At 40.2% G+C, this 25,056-nt stretch carries 22 protein-coding genes; 17 read left to right on the top strand and 5 right to left on the bottom strand.

What is annotated here, in order from left to right:
* The first annotated feature begins 32 nt into the window (after positions 1-32).
* From KO529_RS17865 to KO529_RS17840, 6 genes are all read left to right on the top strand, one after another.
* Positions 33-524, top strand: coding sequence for a hypothetical protein (locus KO529_RS17865; protein ID WP_215949228.1), 492 nt, complete (start codon positions 33-35; stop codon positions 522-524).
* 238 nt (positions 525-762) lie between these two features.
* Positions 763-1,161, top strand: a complete 399-nt coding sequence (locus KO529_RS17860; protein WP_215949227.1) for a hypothetical protein — start codon at positions 763-765, stop codon at positions 1,159-1,161.
* Between the two features lie 114 nt (positions 1,162-1,275).
* Positions 1,276-1,893 (top strand): collagen-like protein, encoded by a 618-nt coding sequence (locus tag KO529_RS17855; RefSeq protein ID WP_215949226.1) that lies wholly within the window; start codon positions 1,276-1,278, stop codon positions 1,891-1,893.
* A gap of 124 nt (positions 1,894-2,017) precedes the next feature.
* Positions 2,018-2,632 (top strand): collagen-like protein, encoded by a 615-nt coding sequence (locus KO529_RS17850; protein WP_215949225.1) that lies wholly within the window; start codon positions 2,018-2,020, stop codon positions 2,630-2,632.
* Between the two features lie 120 nt (positions 2,633-2,752).
* Positions 2,753-3,316 carry a hypothetical protein gene (locus KO529_RS17845; RefSeq protein WP_215949224.1) on the top strand — a complete coding sequence of 188 codons (564 nt, stop codon included), beginning with the start codon at positions 2,753-2,755 and terminating at the stop codon, positions 3,314-3,316.
* A 155-nt stretch (positions 3,317-3,471) separates the two neighbouring features.
* The gene (locus KO529_RS17840; protein WP_215949223.1) at positions 3,472-4,590 is read left to right on the top strand and encodes a YncE family protein; all 1,119 of its coding nucleotides are present in this window, start codon (positions 3,472-3,474) and stop codon (positions 4,588-4,590) included.
* Between the two features lie 118 nt (positions 4,591-4,708).
* Here KO529_RS17840 and lipB read toward each other — a convergent pair whose 3' ends face one another.
* Positions 4,709-5,425: a lipoyl(octanoyl) transferase LipB gene (gene lipB / locus KO529_RS17835; protein ID WP_215949222.1), complete on the bottom strand. Its 717-nt coding sequence runs from the start codon at positions 5,423-5,425 to the stop codon at positions 4,709-4,711.
* Between the two features lie 44 nt (positions 5,426-5,469).
* Positions 5,470-5,625: a YqaE/Pmp3 family membrane protein gene (locus KO529_RS17830; RefSeq protein WP_187588110.1), complete on the bottom strand. Its 156-nt coding sequence runs from the start codon at positions 5,623-5,625 to the stop codon at positions 5,470-5,472.
* A 188-nt stretch (positions 5,626-5,813) separates the two neighbouring features.
* Between KO529_RS17830 and lysS the strand changes: the two genes are divergently transcribed.
* The 11 genes from lysS (at position 5,814) to KO529_RS17775 (ending at position 21,938) form a co-directional block, all read left to right on the top strand.
* Positions 5,814-7,505 carry a lysine--tRNA ligase gene (lysS, locus tag KO529_RS17825; protein WP_215949221.1) on the top strand — a complete coding sequence of 564 codons (1,692 nt, stop codon included), beginning with the start codon at positions 5,814-5,816 and terminating at the stop codon, positions 7,503-7,505.
* A gap of 547 nt (positions 7,506-8,052) precedes the next feature.
* Positions 8,053-10,791, top strand: a complete 2,739-nt coding sequence (locus KO529_RS17820) for a DUF1553 domain-containing protein (RefSeq protein ID WP_215949220.1) — start codon at positions 8,053-8,055, stop codon at positions 10,789-10,791.
* 2 nt (positions 10,792-10,793) lie between these two features.
* The gene (locus tag KO529_RS17815; RefSeq protein WP_247097645.1) at positions 10,794-12,302 is read left to right on the top strand and encodes a DUF1501 domain-containing protein; all 1,509 of its coding nucleotides are present in this window, start codon (positions 10,794-10,796) and stop codon (positions 12,300-12,302) included.
* 25 nt (positions 12,303-12,327) lie between these two features.
* Positions 12,328-13,197 carry a sugar phosphate isomerase/epimerase family protein gene (locus tag KO529_RS17810; RefSeq protein ID WP_215949219.1) on the top strand — a complete coding sequence of 290 codons (870 nt, stop codon included), beginning with the start codon at positions 12,328-12,330 and terminating at the stop codon, positions 13,195-13,197.
* Between the two features lie 7 nt (positions 13,198-13,204).
* Positions 13,205-14,602 carry a c-type cytochrome domain-containing protein gene (locus KO529_RS17805; protein WP_215949218.1) on the top strand — a complete coding sequence of 466 codons (1,398 nt, stop codon included), beginning with the start codon at positions 13,205-13,207 and terminating at the stop codon, positions 14,600-14,602.
* A gap of 110 nt (positions 14,603-14,712) precedes the next feature.
* A complete protein-coding gene (locus tag KO529_RS17800) occupies positions 14,713-16,152 on the top strand; it encodes a PKD domain-containing protein (RefSeq protein WP_215949217.1) in 1,440 nt (479 codons plus the stop codon).
* A gap of 95 nt (positions 16,153-16,247) precedes the next feature.
* Positions 16,248-17,678 carry an SLC13 family permease gene (locus tag KO529_RS17795; protein ID WP_215949216.1) on the top strand — a complete coding sequence of 477 codons (1,431 nt, stop codon included), beginning with the start codon at positions 16,248-16,250 and terminating at the stop codon, positions 17,676-17,678.
* 336 nt (positions 17,679-18,014) lie between these two features.
* The gene (locus KO529_RS17790; RefSeq protein ID WP_215949215.1) at positions 18,015-20,516 is read left to right on the top strand and encodes a zinc-dependent metalloprotease; all 2,502 of its coding nucleotides are present in this window, start codon (positions 18,015-18,017) and stop codon (positions 20,514-20,516) included.
* Between the two features lie 220 nt (positions 20,517-20,736).
* On the top strand, positions 20,737-20,922 hold the full coding sequence (locus tag KO529_RS17785) for a hypothetical protein (RefSeq protein WP_215949214.1): 186 nt from the start codon (positions 20,737-20,739) through the stop codon (positions 20,920-20,922).
* Positions 20,923-21,062: 140 nt separating this feature from the next.
* Positions 21,063-21,242: a hypothetical protein gene (locus tag KO529_RS17780; protein ID WP_215949213.1), complete on the top strand. Its 180-nt coding sequence runs from the start codon at positions 21,063-21,065 to the stop codon at positions 21,240-21,242.
* Between the two features lie 237 nt (positions 21,243-21,479).
* On the top strand, positions 21,480-21,938 hold the full coding sequence (locus tag KO529_RS17775; RefSeq protein WP_215949212.1) for a hypothetical protein: 459 nt from the start codon (positions 21,480-21,482) through the stop codon (positions 21,936-21,938).
* A gap of 74 nt (positions 21,939-22,012) precedes the next feature.
* Here the strand turns inward: KO529_RS17775 and hemL are convergent, their stop codons facing one another.
* From hemL to KO529_RS17760, 3 genes are read right to left on the bottom strand one after another with little or no spacing between them, the layout of a single operon-like run.
* Positions 22,013-23,302, bottom strand: coding sequence for a glutamate-1-semialdehyde 2,1-aminomutase (gene hemL, locus KO529_RS17770; RefSeq protein ID WP_215949211.1), 1,290 nt, complete (start codon positions 23,300-23,302; stop codon positions 22,013-22,015).
* A 3-nt stretch (positions 23,303-23,305) separates the two neighbouring features.
* On the bottom strand, positions 23,306-24,154 hold the full coding sequence (locus tag KO529_RS17765) for a glucosaminidase domain-containing protein (protein WP_215949210.1): 849 nt from the start codon (positions 24,152-24,154) through the stop codon (positions 23,306-23,308).
* The gene (locus KO529_RS17760) at positions 24,151-25,056 is read right to left on the bottom strand and encodes a 1-aminocyclopropane-1-carboxylate deaminase/D-cysteine desulfhydrase (RefSeq protein WP_215949209.1); all 906 of its coding nucleotides are present in this window, start codon (positions 25,054-25,056) and stop codon (positions 24,151-24,153) included. Before KO529_RS17760 ends, KO529_RS17765 begins: the two co-directional genes overlap by 4 nt.

Below are 25,056 nucleotides of genomic sequence, written 5' to 3'. Positions count from 1 at the left end.
AAACATAAAAAGAAAACTCTAAAACCCAAGTTATGAAAACAATATCCATCATTAGAATCAAATTTAAAAATATTTGGACATTAGGACTGCTACTCCTTCTTGCAACAACCTTTTTAAGTTGCAACAAAGAGGACGATCCTGAAATTGAAGCCTCCCTTCTGATAGACAGTTCACAAGAACTGGTATTGGGCAAATGGTTTGTAGAACTGGCCCAAAGCGATATTCCAGGTCATTGTCTTGAACAGTACTATTTGGATTTCAAGTCCGACGAAGTTAGAAATGTGGGGGCATTGGGCTTGATCCATGAACAGACAACAAATTTAGACACGGGCATTCCGCTGACCAAAATTTGTGAGCTGCCCGATGAAACTACTCATGGGTATTCCTGGGCAGGTGACCAAGATCTTAATGTTATGATAGACTCTAGAGAGGCAAGGTTTTCCATCATTATGATATCCAATAACCTTCTTATCCTGAACAACGAAACAACCGGAAGAATGCTAGTGTTGAAAAAGAAGCCTTGACAAGCATAATTTTTATAGTCGATCCCGTTTTTAATATTTTCATCCCATAATCCTGAAGATGGCAGGGATGGCCCAACTTAGGATCCGGTAACGCCAAATCCATACTATTTAGGACGCATCTTCGTGGCATGGATATAATTTTGAAAGTCCGGTTGTAAACGTAATCAATATTTTTTTGCCGAAATGTTAACCTTTAAGGAGTGGGGCCATTAAGATTACAAATACTAAAAACACAATTATGAAAACTATCAAAACTATAATGACATTGAGCCTAATATCAACGTGCATAGCTTGTCAAGGACAGGCAAAACAAGAAAACCCGAGCAAAAAGGAAGCGCAGAATGTTTCTAAGACGGATACTACCAAACAGATGAATCTTTTGGATGAACAAGCTAAGGTCTTAGGTTCTATTTTTGGAAATCTTGAAACGGGAGAAGAAAATCCGTTTGAAGATATTACCAACTATTTGGAACTGATTGAAAAAATGGAAGGTCCCGAAGCAGATAAACAGTATTTACGGGAACAGTACAAATTGTATGACCTGGGAACAGACCCCAAGAAAAAGGAAGAGTTTAAAGTTTTGTTCAATAAAAAACTAAAAGAGGCCATGGACAAAGGCATGGCAGAACAGCAATAAGATAGCGTCATTAAAAAAGCCGAAGTAAAAATCTTCGGTTTTTTTATGCCCTAATGTTAACCTATTAAATATCCAAACCATTAAAAGGTAAATAACATAATAAAACAAGAAATTATGAAAACTTCAAAGAAATTTTTAGGCTTAGTTATAGCAGTAATGGCCCTTACTTTTACATCTTGTTCAAAAGATGGAGAAATAGGGCCTATAGGGCCTACCGGACCTCAAGGGGAACAAGGTATTCAAGGTGCCACGGGTGCCAACGGAGAAGTTGGAGAAGATGGCCAAGATGGTATTGACGGAGTTGACGGGCAGGATGGCAATGCCAATATAATTGCCTCAGAATGGATTTCGTCCCAATTCCCAGAGGGGACAGCTTTTACGTATTTCTTGGTAGATGACGACAGGATTACCAACGAACTGGTTGCAGAAGCCGCTATACTTGCCTACGGATTGGATACTACTGGAGCTGTAGCGCCCTTACCTGTTTCCTCAAACAACGAGTCATATTCTTATGTCTTATATCCTCAATTTCTACAAATCGGTTTTTTTGCAAAAAGTTTAGATGGCACGAATGAGACCTTTGATATTTTAAGCGCATTCAGATATGTAATTATACCCACCACTATAACTGGAAAAACTAGTGGGACAAACATACATTCAATACTTAAGAATGCAGGTATCGACATTAATGATTACTACGCTGTTATGGATTACTTGGGTTTGGATTACTAATAATGTAAGTCCCTAATGTAATTATAGAATCTCGGCTCAAATCGGGATTTATTTTATGTACCAATGTTAACCTATTAAATATCCAAATCATTAAAAAGTAAATAACATAAAAACACAAAAAATCATGAAAACTACAATGAAATATTTAGGCTTAGTTATAGCAATAATGACCCTTACTTTTACATCTTGTTCAAAAGATGGCGAAATAGGGCCTATGGGGCCAGCGGGCGCAAACGGCATCAATGGCATTGACGGGGTCGATGGACAGGATGGGCAAGATGGAGAAGATGGCAACGCCAATGTAACTGCTTCTGATTGGTTTGAGCCAACTGAGAGTTCCTTTAGCGTTAACAATCCTAGATATAAGGCCTTACCACTTGCAACAAATTTGAATTCGGGTTTATTGGAGGATGGGGTTATTCTTGTGTACTATGATAATGACGTAGATATTTATCTCCTACCCAATCATGTTTTCGCGCCGGACGGCACCATATTAAAATCGGTAGATTCAAAAATTAATCGTGCCTCCCGCAATATATATGTTAACATCCAACGTTCCGATTCCGATCTAACTCCACGTGAATATCTCTGGGATCCAAGCGGTCCGGCTTATGGCAAGGGAGTTCGATTTAGATATGTAATCGTTCCCTCCAACGCTGCATCCGGTAAAAAGGCTACAATCGACTATAAGAAAATGTCCTATGAAGAGGTAATGGATCATTTCGGTTTGGATTATTAACAACCATTATTGGACAACATATTAAAAACCGAGTATCTCACTCGGTTTTTTTATGTGCCAATGTTAACCTAATAAATATCCAAACCATTAAAAGGCAAACAATATAAAAAGCAAGAAATTATGAAAACTACAATGAAATATTTAGGCTTAGTAATAGTATTAATAGCTCTTACCTTTACATCTTGTTCAAAAGATGGCGAAATAGGACCTATGGGTCCTGCTGGGCAGGATGGAATAAATGGAACCGATGGGCAGGACGGGAATGCCAACGTACGAACTTTGACCTATGATCTTACAAATTTTTCCGGTGATTCTCATGATCAACGAATCCCAGAACTTACCCAAGAGGTGTTGGACAATGATGTAATCCTAGGTTATTTAAAAACCAGCATAGTATATTATCCTATACCGACTACCACTATAAGGCTTGGTGGACAAGAGGTGGACATCAATGTTGAGGTGACCCCTAATTTATATACCATTGAATTTCATGACTCTGAAACCACAAATAATAGGCCTTTAACTCGCGGAACCTTATCATCACTTAAGATAGTAATCATAAAATCTTCGAGTAACACAGCAGGCAAAATCGCCACATTGGGGATCCTTTCCAAACTTAAATCCGAGGGGATAGACTTCAATGATTACTACGCGGTAATGGACTATTTCGGATTGGAATACTAATAGTTTAAATATCAATTGATTGAAAACCGAGGCACACACCGCGGTTTTTTTTGCTCTGATGTTAACCTTAAAATTACTAAACCATTAAAAGGTAAACCGTTGACTTCAATTGGTAAAATGAAACTTAATAGATAAATAACTTAAAAAACACAGCGATGAAAACTTCAAAGAAATATCACAGCCTATCCTATCAATTAGGGAAACACCAAAGTGCCAATAGTTATTTAGTTTACCTATATGCACTTAAATACCTTATGATCCTACTATTATCAGCAACCTTATTCAGTTGTAGTAGTGATGATGACAATACTAATTTAGAACAAGATCCTTTATTGGGAAAATGGGAAGTCACCAGTGGTGTTTTTATAGAATCACAACCTAAATACCTCATTTTCAATACAGACAATACTATAAGTTTTTTACATGAGACGGGGCTAGGATTTAAAGCAAATGAAACAGTTGCCTATACGGTTTCAGGGTCCGAGATCAAAATAAATGTGCAAGGATTTTTCCCTTTTGAATTCATATTGGAACAGAATAAACTTCAGATTATAGATGGTGCTAATGTTTTGCAGTTGATAAAAAATAATAATGCGCCCTCTTCTGAAAATTGGGTGGAGGAACTTTCAATTCTAAGTAAGGGAAATGCCCCAGTGAGCGGGGAGATAGATTTCGCATTTAGCTATGACAAAACAAAAATAATATATGGAATGAATGATGAAGCAACTTATATCCCTTTAATTGACCCGGTAACATTTACAGAAATTGGCCAAATAGCGACCACAAATATTGCAACGGCCGTTGAGATTGAAAAGTTTGAAGATGCGGACAGGTTCCTTTTTCAGAACAATGCCAACTCCAACGAAATTAGCGTTTATAAAATGGATGATGGCACATACCAATTTAGCCTAGAAGTAAACAATAAAATAAGTGGAATGGCTTCTGTAGATCCCCAGTATCTATGGGCAGCTTCCAATGAGGATGAAGGAAGCTTAAATCTAATAAATGTTGCGGACAATACCATAGACCAGACCATACCATTGGGTTATTATAATGTAAATGGGTTGGACTATCAAAATGGCTTCTTATACATTGCAGATGGTAAATATTTGCATAAATGCCAAACTACACCAACGTTTAAAACTGTTGCGACTTATGAAGTGTCAGATTTTGGGATACAAGGTATTGCTTTCGACGGCTTCAACTTCTGGGTAAGTGGATTTGATGTAATGGAAAACAGTTATAAGATCATTAAGACCAACCTTACCCCATAAAATATATCCTCCTAACGGATAATCTTTAGATAACCTTATCCATAAATAATCACAAAAAACAAGAATAATGGAATTTTTGGTGAAGCCAGGGCAATTATTGTAAATATCGAAACCACTCCTACACTTGGCTTTTTGCCGAAATAAGTTGTGCTTCGAAAAGTACCTCAAAATGCTTCAATAGTCTCTGCTTCACCTCGGCCATATCCACTTCCTTTTGGCCAAGTTCCACATTTAAGGAAGTAACGGCCTTACCTTTGATACCACAGGGGATCATCAGATCAAAATAGCCGAGATCAGCATTCACGTTTAGCGCAAAGCCGTGCATAGTTACCCATCGGCTGGCCCGTACCCCCATGGCACATATTTTTCGGGCAAAGGGTGTACCTACATCCAACCAAACTCCTGTTTCCCCTTCGGATCGCTCCGCTTTAAGACCGTAGTCCGCCAGGGTCAAAATAACCATCTCCTCTAAAAACCTCAAGTATTTATGAATATCGGTAAAGAAATTATCGAGGTCCAAAATAGGATAACCAACAATCTGTCCCGGGCCATGATAGGTGATATCTCCGCCACGGTTTATCTTGTAGAATTTTGCGCCTTTCTCGGTAAGAACGTTTTCATCCACCAACAGATTACCCATATCACCACTTTTTCCTAAAGTATATACATGCGGGTGCTCTACAAACAAAAAATGATTGGGTGTTTCCAATTGGGAACCCTCCCTCCTATTCTTTATTTTTAAGTCGATAATAGATTTGAACAATTGCTCTTGGTAATCCCAAGTATCCTTGTAATCTTTAAGTCCCAAATCTTCTAAGAGAATACTTTTGTTCATGCTGCAAAGATACAAACTCCACTCATAAACCAAACCCCAAAACCCTAGTTTGGATTGTTAAGGATAATCAGCGCGGCAATTACACCGGGTACCCATCCACAAAGAGTAAGCAGAAAAACTATTATAAAGGAACCGCACCCCTTGCCTATTACGGCCAAGGGCGGAAAAACAATGGCCAATATGACCCTAAAACAGCCCATTTTTTTTGAATTTTAATTGATTCTGCCACATTGCGGGACAGGTGTACTATTAAGACTAAAAAACAGTCTGTTTGTTACAGGAAAATGGAAAAAATTAGAGTGCCCTGTTTTCAAAACTATCAATTCTGATTTTTGGATTGATAGATTAACGCAGAGTACCTATATTTGCAGCCTTAATTTATAAGTATATGCAGCTTTCGGAACAAGAAGTAATAAGAAGGGAAAAACTTGGCAAGTTAAGGGAAATGGGCATCGACCCCTACCCCGCCGCCCTATACCCAGTAGACAGCACTTCTAAAAAGGCCAAGGAGAATTATGAAGAAGGAAAAAAGGTTGTTCTTTCCGGAAGACTTATGTCCAGAAGAATCCAAGGTAAGGCTTCTTTTGCCGAACTACAGGATAGCGAAGGCCGTATACAGGTCTATTTTAACAGGGACGAAATTTGTACAGGAGAAGACAAAACCTTGTACAATGATGTGTATAAGAAATTGTTGGACATTGGTGATATCATTGGCATTGAAGGGGAGCTTTTCACCACTCAGGTTGGGGAGAAAACTGTAATGGTAAGGAATTTTACCTTACTAAGTAAATCCTTGCGCCCATTGCCATTGCCAAAGGTAGACGCAGAAGGTAAGGTTTTTGATGAATTTAACGACCCAGAATTGCGCTATCGCCAGCGATATGTAGATTTGGTAGTTAACCCGAGCGTTAAGAAAAATTTTATAAAGCGTACCAAAATCACCAATAGTATGCGTCAGTTTTTTAACGATGCAGGCTATTTGGAGGTGGAGACCCCAATACTACAACCCATTCCTGGAGGAGCTGCGGCACGTCCGTTTATGACGCACCACAACGCATTGAACATTCCCTTATATTTAAGGGTAGCCAATGAGCTATACTTAAAAAGATTGATTGTTGGTGGCTTTGATGGCGTTTACGAATTCGCAAAGGATTTTAGAAACGAAGGTATGGATCGCACCCATAATCCTGAATTTACGGTCATGGAACTTTATGTGGCCTACAAGGATTACAATTGGATGATGGACATGACCGAAAAACTTTTAGAAAAAGTAGCCATCGATTCCAACGGCACTTCCAAAGTAACCGTTGGCAAAAATGAGATAGAATTTAAGGCACCTTACCCTAGAGTACCCATTTTGGAAGCTATAAAAATCCATACCGGTTTTGATGTTGCCGGAATGAATGAAGTAGAACTTAGGGAAGTTGCCAAAAAGTTAAATATTGAGGTTGATGATAGCATGGGAGTTGGGAAGCTCATTGATGAAATTTTCGGTGAAAAATGCGAACATCACTATATACAGCCCACCTTTATCACGGACTATCCCAAAGAAATGAGTCCGTTATGCAAGGAGCACAGGGACAATCCCGCATTAACCGAACGTTTTGAGTTAATGGCGAATGGAAAGGAATTGGCCAATGCCTATTCCGAGTTGAACGATCCTATTGACCAACGGGAAAGGTTTGAGGAACAACTTCAACTTTCAGAAAAAGGCGACGACGAGGCCATGTTCATTGATCAAGATTTCCTAAGAGCCTTGGAATACGGAATGCCCCCTACCAGTGGTATCGGTATCGGAATTGATCGTTTGGTCATGTTGATGACCAACAATGCTTCCATACAGGAGGTACTTTTCTTTCCACAAATGAGACCGGAAAAGAAACAGTTAGAGCTTAGCGAGGAAGAAAAAGAGATACTTGCCTTATTAAAACCAGAAGGCAAACTAGCGTTGGACGAACTTAAGACAAAAGCGGGACTAAGCGGCAAAAAATGGGATAAATCCATGAAGGCCCTTTCCAAGCACGAGTTGATCAAGGTTGCCACCGAGGGCGACATTAAAGTGGTGCTTTTAAAGAAATAATTTCCAAGGAAATTAACAACAACTTCCAATATTTTTAAGCGATTCTATCTTCGAGGAATAGAATCGCTTAAATTCTTGTACCCCATAACCATCATCTGCCCAAGGCATAATATTGTATTGACAATAGCTTTTCAATTTCTTACTTTTATAAGGGTATTGTTCCGATATAAATTAAGTTTAGACTGAATAAATTGAGGTATTGACAGTAAATATCTAAAAATAATAAGCATTTGATAGCCAGTGCAGATTATTTCCCATATAATTGCTTAAAATATCTCCGTTTTATCACCCTAAATAATGGCATATTGCATGTCGAAGAGATTGGTGCTTAAAGCACAGTGAGTATTGGGGGACTAAAGAATACATTTCCACCAAGGTGGAAGAATAAAGTATTACTAATCAACATGATGATGGTTGCCCCTAATTTTATGAAGCAGTATTATTATTCATGAGAACTATTGGATCAACTGCCTAATATTAGCATACCTCAAATAAGTGGTGCGGATTTAAAAACATTGATATTGAACAAACATTTAAAAATAATAGCATGAAAAATAAAGCATATTTATTCCTATTGATAGTGGGGGCACTTGTGCTTGTTATTTACGTTTGGAGCCTTCTTAAACCTGCGGATACCGTAGATTTTAGTGCGGATATAAAACCTATCTTGAACAAGAACTGTATTACCTGCCATGGTGGGGTTAAAAAAAGTGGTGGTTTCAGTCTATTATTCGAAGAGGAAGCCTTTGCCAATACCGAATCCGGAGAGCCCGCAATTATCCCCGGCAATGCCGCCAAAAGCCCCTTTATTCAAAGGCTAAAGGAAGATGACCCAGAATTGCGAATGCCCTATAAGAAATCGAAACTTTCAGAGGAGGAAATAGAGCTGTTGACCAAGTGGGTAGACCAGGGAGCCAAATGGGGCAAACATTGGGCCTATACCTTACCTGAAAAAGTGGAAATTCCGGAAGCAACACAATCGGCCGGTATTTCTTCCGGTGATTCTCAAGGATTTATTCAAAATGACATAGACCACTTTATTTTAAGGACCTTGGAAAACAACGACTTGGAACCTAGTCCACCTGCCGAGCAAAACGTTTTGGCACGGAGAGTGTCCATGGACCTTACCGGACTTCCACCGGACGATTCCTTATTTAATGATTTTACCTCCGGGAAAATTACTTACGAAAATATGGTGGACGAATTATTGTCCCGTGATGCCTATGGTGAAAAATGGGCCAGTTGGTGGTTGGATCATGCGCGTTATGCGGACACCAAAGGCTATGAAAAAGATATGGGTAGGACTATGTGGCAATATAGGGACTGGGTCATAAAATCCTTGAACCAGGATATGCCCTTCGACCAGTTCACGATTGAGCAGTTGGCCGGAGATCTTTTGCCCAACCCCTCGGCCGATCAGCTGATCGCCACTGCCTTCCACAGAAATACGATGAACAATGACGAAGGAGGTACCGAGGATGAAGAATTCAGGGTAGCTTCCGTAATCGATAGGGTAAACACCACCTTTGAAGTATGGCAGAGCACCACCATTGGGTGTGTACAATGCCATAGTCACACCTACGACCCCTTTAAAAACAAAGAGTATTACAACCTCATGGCATTTTTTAACAATACCAGGGACGAAGACACATCGGAGGATGAACCCAATTTAAGGTTTTTCTCCGAGGAACAACAAGGGGAAGTAGATAAGATTTACCAATGGATCTCTAAAAACGAGAATAAGGAAGTTGCCAAAACCTATAACAATTTCTTACAATATTCCGAACCTATTTACCACGCCCATTTGGCCAAGAATTATACCAATGGCAATTTGGCGGACACGAAATGGCTGGCCTTAAGGGACAATGGCTCCTGCTACCTCCCTGATGTTTATACCCAAGGTGCCGATTATATGTACCTGAAGTATTCTTCAGGAATAGATGGCACCAAAGTAACCGTCAGAAAAGACAATGCGGATGGAGAGATATTAGCACAATTTACAACGAACAAAACCAAGGGCAGGGAAATTCAAAAGTTCCCTTTCAAAAAAACAAACGACAAATTAAACTTATATATTGAAGCCAATAATGACAAGATCTCTCCCAAAAGCCCTACCAGTTATATTTCATGGTTTGCATTTCTTCCGGAAATAAAGGCTGAGAACAATTCTGGATACTCCCAAATTGATGACAGTTTTATGAAACTGTTGAACGCCGACACCCCTACACTACCCATCATCATAGAAAATCCTGATTACCTAAAGAGGACCACCCAGGTTTTTGAACGGGGCAATTGGCTAATGAAAACCGATACCGTAGAACCTGCTACTCCCCAAAGCCTCAATGCTTGGAACGATGCCTGGCCAAAAAATAGGCTAGGATTGTCCAAATGGATGGTCAGCAAAGAGAACCCGCTAACGGCACGTACCCTTGTAAACAGGGTATGGCAACAAATTTATGGTCGGGGAATAGTAGCCTCCTTGGAAGATATGGGATCACAATCCGATCCGCCTACACACCCCGAATTATTGGACTGGTTGGCCTTAAGATTCATGAACGAGCATAATTGGAGCATAAAGGCTCTGGTAAAAGATATTGTAATGAGTGGCACCTACCGGCAAAGTTCTAAGAACAATGCCAAATTATACAATTTGGATCCGGAAAACAGACTCTATGCCCGTGGCCCTAGAATTCGCTTGGGAGCAGAACAAATTCGCGATCAGGCCCTGGCAGTATCCGGACTTTTAAGCACCAAAATGTACGGCCCAAGTGTTATGCCACCACAACCGGATGGCATTTGGCAAACGGTATATAATGGCGGCAATTGGGTGGAAAGCCAAGGGGAGGACAAATATAGGAAGGCCGTATACACCTATTTAAAACGAACAAGCCCTTACCCCTCCTTCCTCACTTTTGACGCAGGAAGTAGGGAAGTATCCACGGTACGTAGAACCGTGACCAACACCCCATTACAGGCCTTGGTTACCCTAAACGATCCCGTATATCTGGAAACTGCCTATCATTTGGCCAAATTTATGGGCCAGAGCAATGGTGTAGACAAAAGTATACGAGATGGCTACAGGAAAGCAGTTTTGGCGGATATTACAGAGGAAAAACTAAATGTCCTAAAGGAACTATACAACAGTTCCCTTTCCGATTTCCAGGAAAAACCAAAGAATATCAAGGAATTTATTCCTTTTGAAACCGATACAGATGCCAATTTAGCAGCATTGACCGTAGTGGCCAATGCCATCATGAACTTGGATGAGTTTTTAACAAAATCGTAGCTATGAACAGTTTGGACCGATTAATAAAAGAAAAGTTACAACGGGAAATTCAAGCGAAGACCCGTCGACATTTCATTAAAGATTGCGTTGCCGGGATGGGCGGTTTGGCCCTAGGCTCCTTCTTTATGTCCTGTAATTCCTTTCTTGGCAACAAAGATACCGCTAAGATTGCCCTAACGGAAAGAGACATCAACCCTTTGGCTTCCATGGCCCCTCCTTTCCCCGCCAAGGTAAAATCGGTAATTTACCTACATATGGCAGGAGCTCCTTCCCAGTTGGAAATGTTCGATTACAAACCTACACTGCAAAAACTGGACGGACAGGTTACCCCGCAATCCATGTTGGAAGGCAAAAAATTTGCCTTTATTAGGGGAACACCTAAACTTTTGGGTCCCCAGGCGGAATTTAAACAACATGGAGAATCCGGTAATTGGGTCTCCAATTTCTTGCCCCACTTTTCCAAAGTAGTGGATGAAGTGGCTTTCCTTAAAGCGGTAAATACAGATCAATTCAATCACGGGCCCGCCCAATTGTTTATGCATACGGGAAGCCCCAGATTGGGCAGACCAAGTATAGGGTCCTGGGTTACCTATGGCCTAGGTTCCGAAAATCAGAATTTACCAGGCTTTGTAGTACTTACCTCCGGAGGTAAAACACCGGATGCCGGAAAAAGTGTGTGGGGAAGCGGTTTCTTACCATCAGTTTACCAAGGGGTCCAATGTAGGTCCAAAGGAGATCCAGTGCTTTATATAGATGACCCTAAAGGTATTACCCGAAATCTTAAAAAAAGCACTATCGATGCTATAAACAATATCAACAAAAAAGAATTCAACGAATATTCCGATCCAGAGATCTTGGCTAGAATCAATCAGTATGAGATGGCCTACCGTATGCAGACTGCAGTACCAGAGGTAATGAACATCAACAATGAACCAGAGCATATAAGGGAAATGTACGGGGTACAACCCGGAAAGGAATCCTTTGCCAACAATTGCCTTTTAGCCAGAAAACTCGTTGAGGACGGGGTACGATTTGTTCAATTGTTCGATTGGGGCTGGGACAGTCACGGAACTGGTCACGATACTGCAGTAGACCTAGGGCTCAGAAATAAATGTACAGAAATAGACAGACCCATGTCCGCGCTACTCCTGGATCTTAAACAAAGGGGATTACTGGACGAGACCTTGGTGGTCTGGGGAGGCGAATTTGGCCGGACCCCAATGCAGGAAAACCGGGAAGGTCAGGAAATGGCCTATAAAGGCCGGGATCATCACGGAGATGCCTTTACCATGTGGATGGCCGGAGGGGGCATAAAAAAAGGGGCCAGTTGGGGCCTCACCGATGAAATTGGATTTTCCGCTTTGGAAGGCCAGGTCTCGGTACACGATGTTCACGCCACTATGATGCACCTTCTAGGTTTTGACCACGAACAATTTACTTTTGATTTTCAAGGAAGACCCTTCCGTCTTACCGATGTAGAAGGACATGTAATACACGAAATTCTTGCCTAAAACACAAACCGACCAAACCAATAAAATGCGATTATTCATAATACTTTTTGGCTCCCTACTATTTTCCTATGGTCAAGAAAAGGTGCTTTTTTTTCAAACCGATTGGGGCAACCAATTGTCCTTGGATGGCTTTTGCGAACGGGCCAAGACCTCCGGCTATGATGGAGTAGAATTATGGTTGCCTTCGGGATCCGAAAAACAGGAAGCCTTGAAGGCCGCCTTGGAAAAACATGATCTACTATTAAACCTACTGCATGGCACCAATAAGGGTCTGCCTTTTAAGGAGAGTTTGGAACAGTACAAAGGTGTTTTGGAGACCTTAATGCTATGGAAACCGGTACTGATCAATAGTCAGACCGGCAGTGATTTTTTTACGGCCGAAGAAAACAAGGCCTTTATTGATGCGGCCAATACCATAAGCGCCAAACACAATATTCCCGTATATCACGAAACACATAGGGGCCGTTTTAGTTACAACCTGCCGGATACCAACAAATATCTGGCCCTAATTCCTGATCTTAAGCTTACCCTGGACATTAGCCATTGGATGGTAGTCCACGAGTCATTACTACAGGGCAAGGACGAATTATTAAAGGAAGTAATAAAAAAATCCAACCACATACACGCCCGTATCGGTTATGCCGAAGGTCCGCAGGTAAATGATCCCCAGGCCCCAGAATGGAAAAATGCCCTGAAAAGACATATGGCAATTTGGGAAAAGGTAATTAGGAAAGGTTGGAAGGAAAACAACGGTGTTGTAACAGTGACCACAGAATTTGGTCCAGCAGATTATATGCCAACCCTGCCCTATACCCGTGTACCAGTTTCCGATCAATGGGAGGCCAATGTTTTTATGATGGAGACCCTAAAAGAACGCCTAAAATTGAACAAATAATTTATCCATGGAAGTTATCCAACAATTAATTGGGCGCTTACACCCTCTTGTAGTGCATTTACCGATAGGATTCATTATTGCCGCCTTACTATTGCAATGGTATGATAGAAGGAATAAGGAATGGACCAAAATAATTGGGATCCTGTTTCAATGGGCATTTATTTTCGCAACCATAGCTTGTATTAGTGGTTATCTACTTTATAAGGGTGAAGGATATTCCTTTGATACGGTAAAATATCATTTATGGCTGGGCATTGTTACTGCCCTATTTTCTTTGTTGATGTACCTTCGATTGACAGCACCCTCAAAAATCGACTTTATAAAGCGAGTACCGGTAGTCCTTTTTTCGTTCTCACTATTATTTCTAATATCGTTCACCGGACATCTTGGGGGAAATATTACCCATGGATCGGATTACCTTATTGAACCACTGCCCAACAGCATAAAATCCCTTTTGGGTGTTGGCCCGGAAGTTTATGAAATGCCTACTTTGGAAGAAGAGAATTGGGAAGAGGCAATTCTATATACGGATTTGGTACAACCTATCCTCAACACTAGATGTGTAAGCTGTCATAATGCCAAAAAAGAAAAAGGCGAATTGCAATTGGAAGAAGAAAATGGCATCCTTAAAGGCGGGGAAGACGGATTAATAATAGAGCCGAACGACCCGGAAGAAAGCTCCCTCTATGCCAGATTGATATTGCCTTTGGACCATGAAGACCATATGCCACCAAAAGATAAGGATCAGCCCTCCAAGGAAGAATTGGATATTATAAAAATCTGGATAGCCAATGGCAATTCATTCAACAAGAGCATTGGGGAAATAGGTTTAAAAAAAGAATCAATTCAAGCATTCTTCCCAAAAGCCAAGGACGATACTTATCCCAACGTAGCGGTTGCCGAAATTTCAACGGATACCATTGCAGTTCTCAAGAAAAAGGGCTTTCACGTAGAACGCTTAAGTGAGGAAAGTAATTTTATAAAAATCTCCTGTATCAATAAACCTTCCTTTTCCGATAAGGATTTTGATTTGCTATCTTCAGTAAAGAGTCAAGTTGTTTATCTTGATCTAGGTGAAACCCAGATTACCGATGCCATTTTTGAAAAAATAAGCACCTTGCCCCACCTTACCGTATTAAAATTGGACAATACCGGGGTAACAGGAAAGAATATAGAGGCATTGGAAAAACTGGAATATCTTAAAAACTTGAACCTTATGGGGACAAATTTTGAAGAAGCACATCTCCCAAAATTAAAAAAGTTTAAAGAATTACAGATTGTATATCTGTTCAACACACCTATTAAAAAACCGGATCAAATAGACAAACCCAAAGAAGGGGAATTGTTTATGGATTACGGAGGTTACGACCTACCTAAAATAGCCACAGATTCCATAGTTTACTAGTTTGGACACTAACTTGGTGCAGTCAGCGTTAAATCACTGGTTTACATCGAAATGCTGAAATAAGAGCTTCATTTTCACGTTAATACTAATGGATCCCAAATCTGTTTAGTATGAAAAAATTCTACGCAATTATTTTTATGTGTTTTTTTACGCTTTCCTGTACCACGGAAAACAATGGAGAAGGCGGCATTCCTGAAGCTGAAATAGATTTAACCTCCTGTTTTACATTAAGTACAGATACCTTAGCTATTGGGGAATCTTTACAAATAACCAATTGTTCCAAAGATGCCGTACTCTATTCCTATGATTTCGGAAACAATGAAACCAGCAATCAGGAAAGTCCCGTTATATCCTATCAGGAGGGTGGCAGTTTCACCATTACCCTTGTTGTTTACGATGACCAAAAACACAGTAAAACCTTTAGCAAAACAATTTTTGTAGAAACCCCGGTGGAATCCTATTACCTATTCCCCGAAATTCCCCTTGGAAACAATGGGTTACCAATAGAGATGGGTCTTAATCCGCATAATGGCAATATTTTCTATCTGGAAAAAACCGAGGATCTGGTAAACCTGACCGTGCCAAAATTCTATTACAAAGAATTAGGCATCAACCTTATACCTACTTCCAATTATATTGCCGACCAACAATTCAACACGGAAAATGCTTATGTCAACTTCCTGGGCAACGGCAACAAGAACATCCATTTTTCCCGTACCCTGCCCGAATTGTACGGATCCCGGGAAATAACCATGAATAGCAGCTGGGGCTTAACATCTACTTTAAGTTCTGCTACCAAATACCTTTATGGTTATTTGAAAGAAGATGTAAATTATATATTCTATGGAACTCAAAAGGACAATGGTGTATATAAAGCTGTCATTGAAAAAAGAAATGCTAATGGCGATGCCTTTGATGTCCAATTTAAAGCTATTGGATCTAACAATGCCATGCTGGCAGATATGATCAAGACAAACAATGGCTATGTAGCTTTTGGAGCCACATTCAACAAGAACATTATCCTTCCCTTCATTAGCAACTATAGCCCATTTCTTGTGTTTTTCGATACTAATTTGGCCGTTACTAAAACGGTAGACCTAAGTAATTCCGTACTTGGGGGGCATATTACCGAAGCCAACCATTTAAATGGCGCCTATCACTTAATACAATTGTCCAACGGCAACTTGGCCGCTTACGGTAATGGCGAGCTCAGCATTACATCTTCGGACGGAAGCATTATCAATACCCACTATTTTAATGTGGATAATAATATCCAAGCAATGATCTCTTTAGGAGATTCCTTTGTAATCTCAACGGGCGATGGCTATTTGCGCAAATTCGACCCTACCGGTGCGGAAATAAAGAAACTAAGGTACAAGGGGAGCTTTATTCCTGAAATATTGGAAATAAACAATAAATTATTCTTTGTTGCCGGATACCGTACTGAGGATACGACCCCCAACATAGGTGAACTTTCCGTCATAAAAACATTTTACGGTGCGGTGGATAAAGACCTAAATTTGATAAGCTTGGAGACGATTTTCAACTAATTGGAATCAAAGCCTCAAAAACTAAGGCTACTTATCCGTTTACATTTTTATAACTGCCAGAAATAACCTAGTTTAGAACACCATAAACCTCCCATATGGATTTGAGCAAAAAATTAGGATTATTATTAGGCCCCATCTTCTTTTTTATTCTTCTAAATTTACCCAACACCCTGGTCTCCGAAAAAGGCGATGCCGTAATCGCCGTGGCGGTTTGGATGGTAGTTTGGTGGATTACCGAAGCCGTTTCTATTTCGGTGGCGGCCCTTTTGCCACTTATTTTGTTTCCCCTACTTAAGATCATGCCCATCAACGAGGTAGGCGCCAATTATGGAAGTCCCATCATTTTTCTGTTTTTTGGGGGATTTGTGATGGCCTTGGCCCTGGAAAAAGTGAATTTACATAAACGCATTGCCCTCAACATCATACGAATTACGGGAACAACACCGAACAAGGTAGTACTGGGATTTATGATCGCAACTGCTGCTTTAAGTATGTGGATCAGCAATACGGCCAGTACGGTTGTTATGCTCCCTATTGCCATGTCCGTTATTGGGCTGTTGGTAAACGATGCGGATGGCTTCACCAAGGATGATCGCAATTTTGCCCTCAATGTAATGCTGGGAATCGCATTCTCGGCAAACGCAGGTGGTATTGCAACCGTTATTGGTACCCCTCCAAATTCAATTTTAATTGGTTTACTGGAAAACGAGTACAATATTGAAATCTCCTTTCTTAAATGGATGGTTATTGGATTACCATTTTCAATCATTATGGTAACCATTTGTTATCTGGTCCTAGTAAAATGGTTTTTTCCCAATAAGCAATTAAAATTTACTGGCTCCAGACAGATTATTCAAGAAGAATTAAAAAAATTGGGCCCTATGAGCCGCAAAGAAAAAATGGTGCTCACCATCTTTGGAATAACGGTTTTCCTATGGATTTTCAGAACATTGATCAACAGTATTTTTCCATCCCTGGGATTATCGGACACTATCATAAGTATGATAGCCGCAGTTTCCCTTTTTGCGATTCCTTTTAACCTTAAAAAGGGTGAGTTTATAATTGGCTGGAGCGATACCGAAAAATTGGCCTGGGGAATTCTAATATTATTTGGTGGCGGACTGGCCTTGGCCGAAGGCATGTCTACAAGTGGTATTGTTGATATGGTGGCAAGCGCCATTTCCACTAGCGAAATAAGTATACTATTTACGGCATCCTTGTTAATTCTATTAATGCTCTTTATGACAGAATTAATGAGCAATGTAGCCTTGGTTGCAGTGCTTGCTCCGGTAGTTGCAGGTATAGCGATAGGTCTTGGAGTTCCTTTACTCTATTTATTGATTCCGGTTACCATTGCCAGTAGCTGCGCCTTTATGTTGCCCATGGCCACGCCCCCCAATGCCATAGTTTTTGCCAGTGGTTATATTAAGGTATACCAAATGGCAAGGGTGGGAATAGTCCTTAACCTTATCTCAGTGGTATTGTTGATCCTATTGTTCCAATTCGTGATTCCCCTACTCTTCTAGTTTATAGGATCAATTTAGACGATGAGTACCGGAAAAGTCCTAACAAAAGTAAAGCCTTTGTTCCCACAAAGACTTTACACATGCTAAATTCAAATAAACTATTAAAAGAAATTCTCTATTCAAATAGACTTGTAATAGGTAAAAATGTTACACTCTAATTGTAATTTTTTTTCTTTTTACTGATAGAATGCAAGAATAAGGGGACCTAAGATTCAGAAAGACCTATAATTCCGTTAATTATTTTGTAATTGGGCAATAATCCAAATCCACTTCCAGAATTTAAATTATTTTTAGTTCTTTGAAAGATTACAAGAATTTATAAAAATTGCCCGAAATATGATTAAAAATTTACTCGCGAAAGCGTTATTTACATTTTTGCTTATAGGGTGCTTCCAGACAACAGAAGCACAAATCTTTAAAAAGAAGGACAAAAAAGCCGAATCCTCCGACACCAAGGAAAAATCAAAAAAAGGAGAAATAGAATCCTATGAAAAGGTAATCACCAAAGATGCAAAAACGGATAAAGGTCTTTTTGATGTACATATAGTAGATGACAATCATTACTACGAAATACCGGATTCCCTGTTTAACAAGGAAATGCTAATGGTCAGTAGAATTTCCAAAACGGCTACAGGTATAGGCTTCGGAGGAGGAAAAATAAATACCAAGGTCCTTAGATGGGAAAAGTTGCCAAAAAAAGTCTTGCTTAGGGTTGTAAGCTATGATATTGTTGCTGCCGATTCACTACCGGTAAGTGAAGCCGTGGTAAATTCCAATTTTGAACCCGTGCTGTATTCATTCGATATAAAGGCATTTAAAAAAGATAGCTTGAATCCCGCTACTGTAATCCAAGTGAACGATCTTTTTGAAAAGGATGTAAATGCCCTGGGCATGCCAGATCATTATAGGAAGGAATATAAGGTTTCGCGATTGGATGAATCCAGAAGTTATATCAGTACCTTAAAAAGTTATCCCCTAAATATAGAGGCTAGACATGTAAAGACCTATGTGGCCAGTAATCCTCCTTCCAATGGAAGCCTAGGTTCTATTTCGATTGAAATAAACAACTCCATGATATTACTGCCGGAAGAACCCATGAAACGCAGATATTTTGACAAGCGTGTGGGTTGGTTTGCCCGTGGCCAGGTAGATTATGGCTTGGATGCACAGGAAAGTAAGACGGTGCGTTTTCTTGACCGTTGGCGACTGGAAGTGAAGGATGAAGATATTGAAAAATTTAAAAATGGTGAACTTGTAGAGCCAAAAAAGCCCATTGTATATTATGTTGACAGGGCCACCCCAAAAAGTTGGGTACCCTTTATAAAACAGGGAATTGAGGATTGGCAGGTCGCTTTTGAAGCTGCTGGCTTTAAAAATGCCATTTTGGCCAAAGATCCCCCAACTCCTGAGGAAGATCCAGAATGGTCACCAGAGGATGTACGTTATTCCGTAGTTCGCTATCTGGCCTCTCCTATTCCCAATGCCAACGGACCACATGTAAGCGACCCGAGAACTGGTGAAATATTGGAATCCGATATCAACTGGTACCACAATGTAATGACCTTGTTAAGAAATTGGTTTTTTGTACAAACGGCCGCCATTAACCCTGATGCTAGGAGTGTTGCCTTTAAAGAAGAGGTTATGGGCCGCCTAATTCGGTTTGTGTCTTCGCACGAAGTGGGCCATACCCTAGGGTTGCCCCACAATATGGGTAGTAGTATAGCCTATCCTGTTGATTCGCTCCGCTCTGCTTCCTTTACCAAAAAATATGGCACGGCGCCCTCCATAATGGACTATGCCAGATTCAACTATATAGCCCAACCAGGGGACGAGGGTGTAGCCCTTATGCCGGAGATTGGGGTGTATGACAAATATGCCATTGCTTGGGGATACCGTCCCATATTGGACAAATCCGACAAGGAGGAAAAGGAAACCTTGGATAGCTGGATCCTAAAACATTCAGGGGATCCATTATACCGATTTGGCCACCAACAAGTAGGTGATGTAGTTGACCCAAGTTCGCAGACCGAAGATTTGGGTGACGATGCCATAAAGGCTAGTGCCTATGGTATTGAAAATTTGAAAAGAATAACTCCAAAACTGATTGAATGGACGGCTGAAAAAGGCAAGGAATACGACGATCTAAACACCATGTACGGTCAGGTAATTTCACAATTTAATAGATACATGGGCCATGTCAGCAATAATATTGGTGGCGTCTATGAGCAATATAAGACCTATGATCAGGAAGGGGCAGTATACACTCCTGTAGATAGGGAGCATCAAAAAAATTGCTTGCTATTTGTGCAGGAACAATTATTCCAAACCCCGGAATGGCTGATTGTTCCAAATATATTTAATAAAATAGAATATTCAGGTTCCGTAGAGCGTATTAGAAGCCTACAAGTTAGAACGCTGGATAATATTTTGAGTTTGGGCAAATTGGCCAGATTGATCGAGAACGAAACTGCTAATGGCAAGGACGCCTATTCCCTTTTGGAAATGATGACCGATCTAAGAAAAGGGTTATGGTCCGAAACACGAAATGGGAGAAAAATTGACACCTATAGAAGAAATCTTCAAAAAGCGCATATTGAAAGATTGGGCTACCTGTTGACCACTGAAGATGATGCCAAAAAAGGAAATTCCGGAGGATATCAAAAATCCACCCCAATTAACACTGGACAGTCAGATATAAGGTCGATTGCCAGAGCGGAATTGAATATTCTTAGAAAAGACCTAAAAAATGCGATCAATAGAACAGTGGATCCCATGAGCAAGTATCATTTGCAGGATGCAGTGGAACAAATAGAACTCATTTTAAACCCCAACAGTTAGATTCATCATAATTTAAGGACTACCTCTGATTTTATAAAAGTAACATTATGTTTAAAGGGATAGGGCTGTCGTAACCGATAGCCCATTTTTTAGGTCTAAATCCCATATTTTTCCGTTGAACGGATACCTTTTGACGATTAAATGTAAAATTTAACAATATTTATTTTCTGACATTTAATATTTTTCCTACTTTCAGACCTTTATTAATACCCCCCAATCTATGTCTTATAAAATAAAAAGTTTATTGTATTTTGTTTGTTTTGTAGCCTCGGCTGTTTTATACTATGCACTGGAGCCCGAATATAACAATAAAAATAATCGTGATTCGGCCGAAATCATACAACTACAATCCGATAATTTAGATATTGACAATAAGTTGGCAAAATTGGAGAAAATACAGGAATAAGTCTACTTCTACCTTCCTTTCAAATTTACGACCACATTTTTTGGTCTTTTTACAACAACTTTAAATGTGTTTCACAACATTGGCCAATTTGGAGACAATAGATTATATATCTTAGAGGTATAATAAAAAACCCCAAATCTATGTCCTACAAAATAAAAAGTCTTTTATATTTTATTTGTTTTTTGGTGTCCGCTTTGGTTTACAATAATCTATCCGACAACACTACAGCAAATAAAGACCTGATCTCAACGGAAAAATCAAAAGTTACTATTGAAGCTTTGGCAGATAACTCAGAAAATCAATTCATAAACATACAATAACAACAATCCAATAATTTGTTTTGAATAAGGGCATAAACCTAGGTTTATGCCCTTATTTTTTGTTAGTTAATACACCTATTACCATTCCTTTGGGATTAATAATTTATGCCGCTACAGTAACTATACTCGCCCTTATCCATATAGGCCATTCTGTTAAAATTGCCCCAAAACTAGCTTTCCTATTAAACCAATCTGTTACCATATTGTCCTATATACAAACAGTAAATAATAAATAACATGAAAAAATTAGTTGTATTAGTTGTATTAATGGCCGGAATAACTGCCATAGCACAAAAACCAGAAAGGGAAAGAGGCCACAGAGGCGATATGAAAGATATGAGTCCTGAACAAATTGCCACCCTGCAAACGAAGCAGATGACCCTGGCCTTGGACCTTACTGATGCCCAACAAAAGGAAATTCAAAGTCTAAACCTGCAAAATGCTGTGAAGCGTTCAGAGAAAATGAATGAAATGAAGGCGAGAAAAGAAAGCGGTGAGGCCAAAAAATTAACTTCAGAAGAGCGTTATGCCATGAAAACAGCCATGCTGGATCATCAGATTGCCCAAAAAGAAAAGATGAAGAAAATATTGAACAAGGAGCAATATATGAAATGGGAAAAGATGAAAGAAAACAGGGAAGGTCATAGAAAAGGCAGAGGAATGAAGGACAACGAGAAAAGGTCCGGAAAGAAATAAATCTTTTTCCCCTCTAGAATAAGGAAGGCTAAATAGGCAAAGTAGTGTCTATTTAGCCTTCTGTATTTTACGGATCAATGTAGATCTTTGGCAATATTGGAGAGCGCAGCGATAGTCTCATCCAAATCTTCATAACTAAGGGCATCGTTTAAGAAGTAACTTTCAAATGCGCTGGGAGGCAGGTAGATACCCTGATCCAACATGCCGTGGAAATATTTCTTGAATGTTGCATTGTTCCCTTTGGCCGAAGATTCAAAATCCACCACTGGTTCTTCTGTAAAATGAATAGAGATCATGGATCCGAACCTATTCATCTGAAAAGGAATATTGTTATCGGTCAATACCTGCGCCAGTCCTTTCCCTAGGTATTTGGTCTTATCGGCCAAACTCCTAAAGACTTCCGGATTATTGTTCAATTCGGTCAACATTGCCAGTCCGGCACTCATTGCCAAAGGGTTCCCGCTCAACGTTCCCGCCTGGTACACAGGTCCATCAGGGGCTAAATGTCCCATGATCTCCTCTCTAGCTGCAAAAGCACCAACAGGTAATCCTCCTCCAATAACCTTTCCAAAAGTCACGATATCGGCATCTACACCCAATACTTCCTGGGCACCCCCTTTTGCCAATCTGAATCCGGTCATAACCTCATCAAAAATCAGCAAAATATCCTCTTGGTCACAAAGATTGCGCAATCCCTTTATAAAGTTTTCTTCTGGAATAATGCACCCCATATTACCGGCTACGGGCTCAATAATAATGGCAGCAATTTCTCCTTTATTGGCCGTAGCCAAGGCTTTTACACTTTCCAGATTATTATAAGCCGCCAAAAGGGTATCCTTTGCAGTACCTTGGGTAACCCCGGGGCTATTGGGACTCCCAAAGGTAACCGCACCACTTCCCGCTTGAATTAAAAAGGAATCCGAATGACCGTGATAGCACCCTGCGAATTTTATTATTTTATCCTTTCCGGTAAATCCCCTGGCCAAACGCACGGCACTCATACAGGCTTCCGTACCACTGTTTACAAAACGTATCTTATCAATATTGGGAACCATGGAAACCGCAAGCTTTGCCAATTGGGTTTCTATTTCCGTTGGCATTCCGAACGACGTTCCCTTTTTTGCCTTCTCAATTACCGCGTCTATTACGGGAGCATAGGCATGACCTAGGATCAGCGGCCCCCAGGATGCAATGTAATCTATTAATCGGTTACCGTCCTCATCGTATAAATATGCCCCTTTGGCTTCCTTTACAAAAACAGGGTTACCCCCAACGGCCTTAAATGCCCTAACAGGGGAATTTACCCCTCCAGGAATATAACGCTGTGCTTCAGCAAATAAAGCACTGCTTCTTCTATAAATCATAGATTATCTAATTTTTTCAGATTTTACAGTCAATTTTTGGCCCTCGGCCAAATTGCTATTGTTCATATTGTTCAACTTCATCAATTCTGGGATGGAGACAAAGTAGCGTTTGGAAATAGAATATAAAGTATCTCCCTTCTGCACCACATGAATTTTATGTTCGTACTGTTTAGGTTGCTTTTTTACAATGCCCCCAGACTTTACAACCGTCCTGTCATACTTATCCAGTTCATAGCGCTCTATAAGTGCAATCAACTTATGGGGATATTTACGGTCCGTTGCATAACCTGCCTCTTTTAAACCATAGGCCCACCCCTTATAGTCATCATGATCCAGGTCGAACAAAAACGCATATCTGGCCCGTGAAGATAAGAATTCACTGTGGTCCCTAAAGGAGTACATGGGATGGTTATACTTTCTAAAGCATTCCCCTTTTGCATCGTCATCATGAAAATCATAATCTCCTTCCCAACCCGTATGACATTTTATTCCAAAATGATTATTGGTCTTGGCGCCAAGAACACCTCTGCCCGCACCACTTTCCAGGATACCCTGTGCCAAGGTAATGCTGGCGGGTATGCCATAAGCCTTCATTTCGAATTGCGCTATTTCGGCAAAGGTCTCTATATATTCCTCGGTAGAATTAACCGTGAATTTTACAAATTTGCCATTGTCCTCCGGCAAGGCATAGGCGCCCTCACTTTTGGATTCGCTCAGCGGTTTGGAGGCCGACTTGGTAGCAGTTGTAGTAGTCCTTGGGTCTGGCTTTTTAGCATAGGTAGTTCTCTTTTTAACACCGCAACTCACCAAGAACAAACCCAATATTGTTATTATCGCTATTCTTTTTATCATACTTTTATTAATGGTAGATTCTTCTTTTTTAATACTAAATTCATTCCTGCTATCCCCTGTAGACCACCACTGTGTATTGCCAAAATTTTGGTTCCAGGTTTAAAATAATCATTTTTTACCAAATCCAAAATTCCATACAAAAGCTTGCCCGTATAAATGGGATCTGTAGGAATATTGGTCTTTTCCTTAAAATAGTTAATAAACTCTATAAGCATTTCAGAAACTTTGGCATAACCCCCAAAATGATAATCTGTGTTGATTTCCCAGTTTTCTTTGGCTGTAAAATTACGAATATCTTTTTTTAAAAAATCACCTTTTAGCGAGGGAAAGCCTATAATTCTCTGATAATGAAGGGAAGAATTGACAATTCCGGCCAAGGTACCACCTGTTCCCACACTGCAACAAATGACGTTAAAACCCTTATCATCCGGGGTCAATATTTCCTCGCAACCTTTCACGGCCAACAAATTTGCACCTCCCTCGGGAATCAAATAATATGGACCAAAATCCTTGTCCAACATATCTAAAAATGATATATCCGCCTTTTCCTTATAAGCAGTTCTAGAAACAAATTTAAAACTCATCCCATGCTCATGGGCCTTGGCCAAGGTGGGGTTGTGCATCCAATTTTGGCCTAGCTCTTCGCCCCTGATTACCCCTATGGTCCTTATTCCGTATAATTTTCCAGCGTAGGCGGTGGCGGCAATATGGTTGGAATAGGCCCCACCAAAAGTTAAAATGGTATCCAAGCCCCTTTGCTTGGCCTCCAAAATATTATACTTAAGTTTTCGGTATTTATTGCCAGAAATAAACGGGTGTATCAGGTCTTCCCTTTTTACCACCAGGGCAACCTGTTTTTTACTTAAAATAGAAAGGTCTACTTCCTGATTTATTCCCTGCAC

Origin of the sequence: Arenibacter algicola, assembly GCF_018860365.1 — a bacterium.
Lineage (GTDB): Bacteria > Bacteroidota > Bacteroidia > Flavobacteriales > Flavobacteriaceae > Arenibacter > Arenibacter algicola_B.
This window is presented reverse-complemented; position numbering and strand designations above follow the sequence as displayed.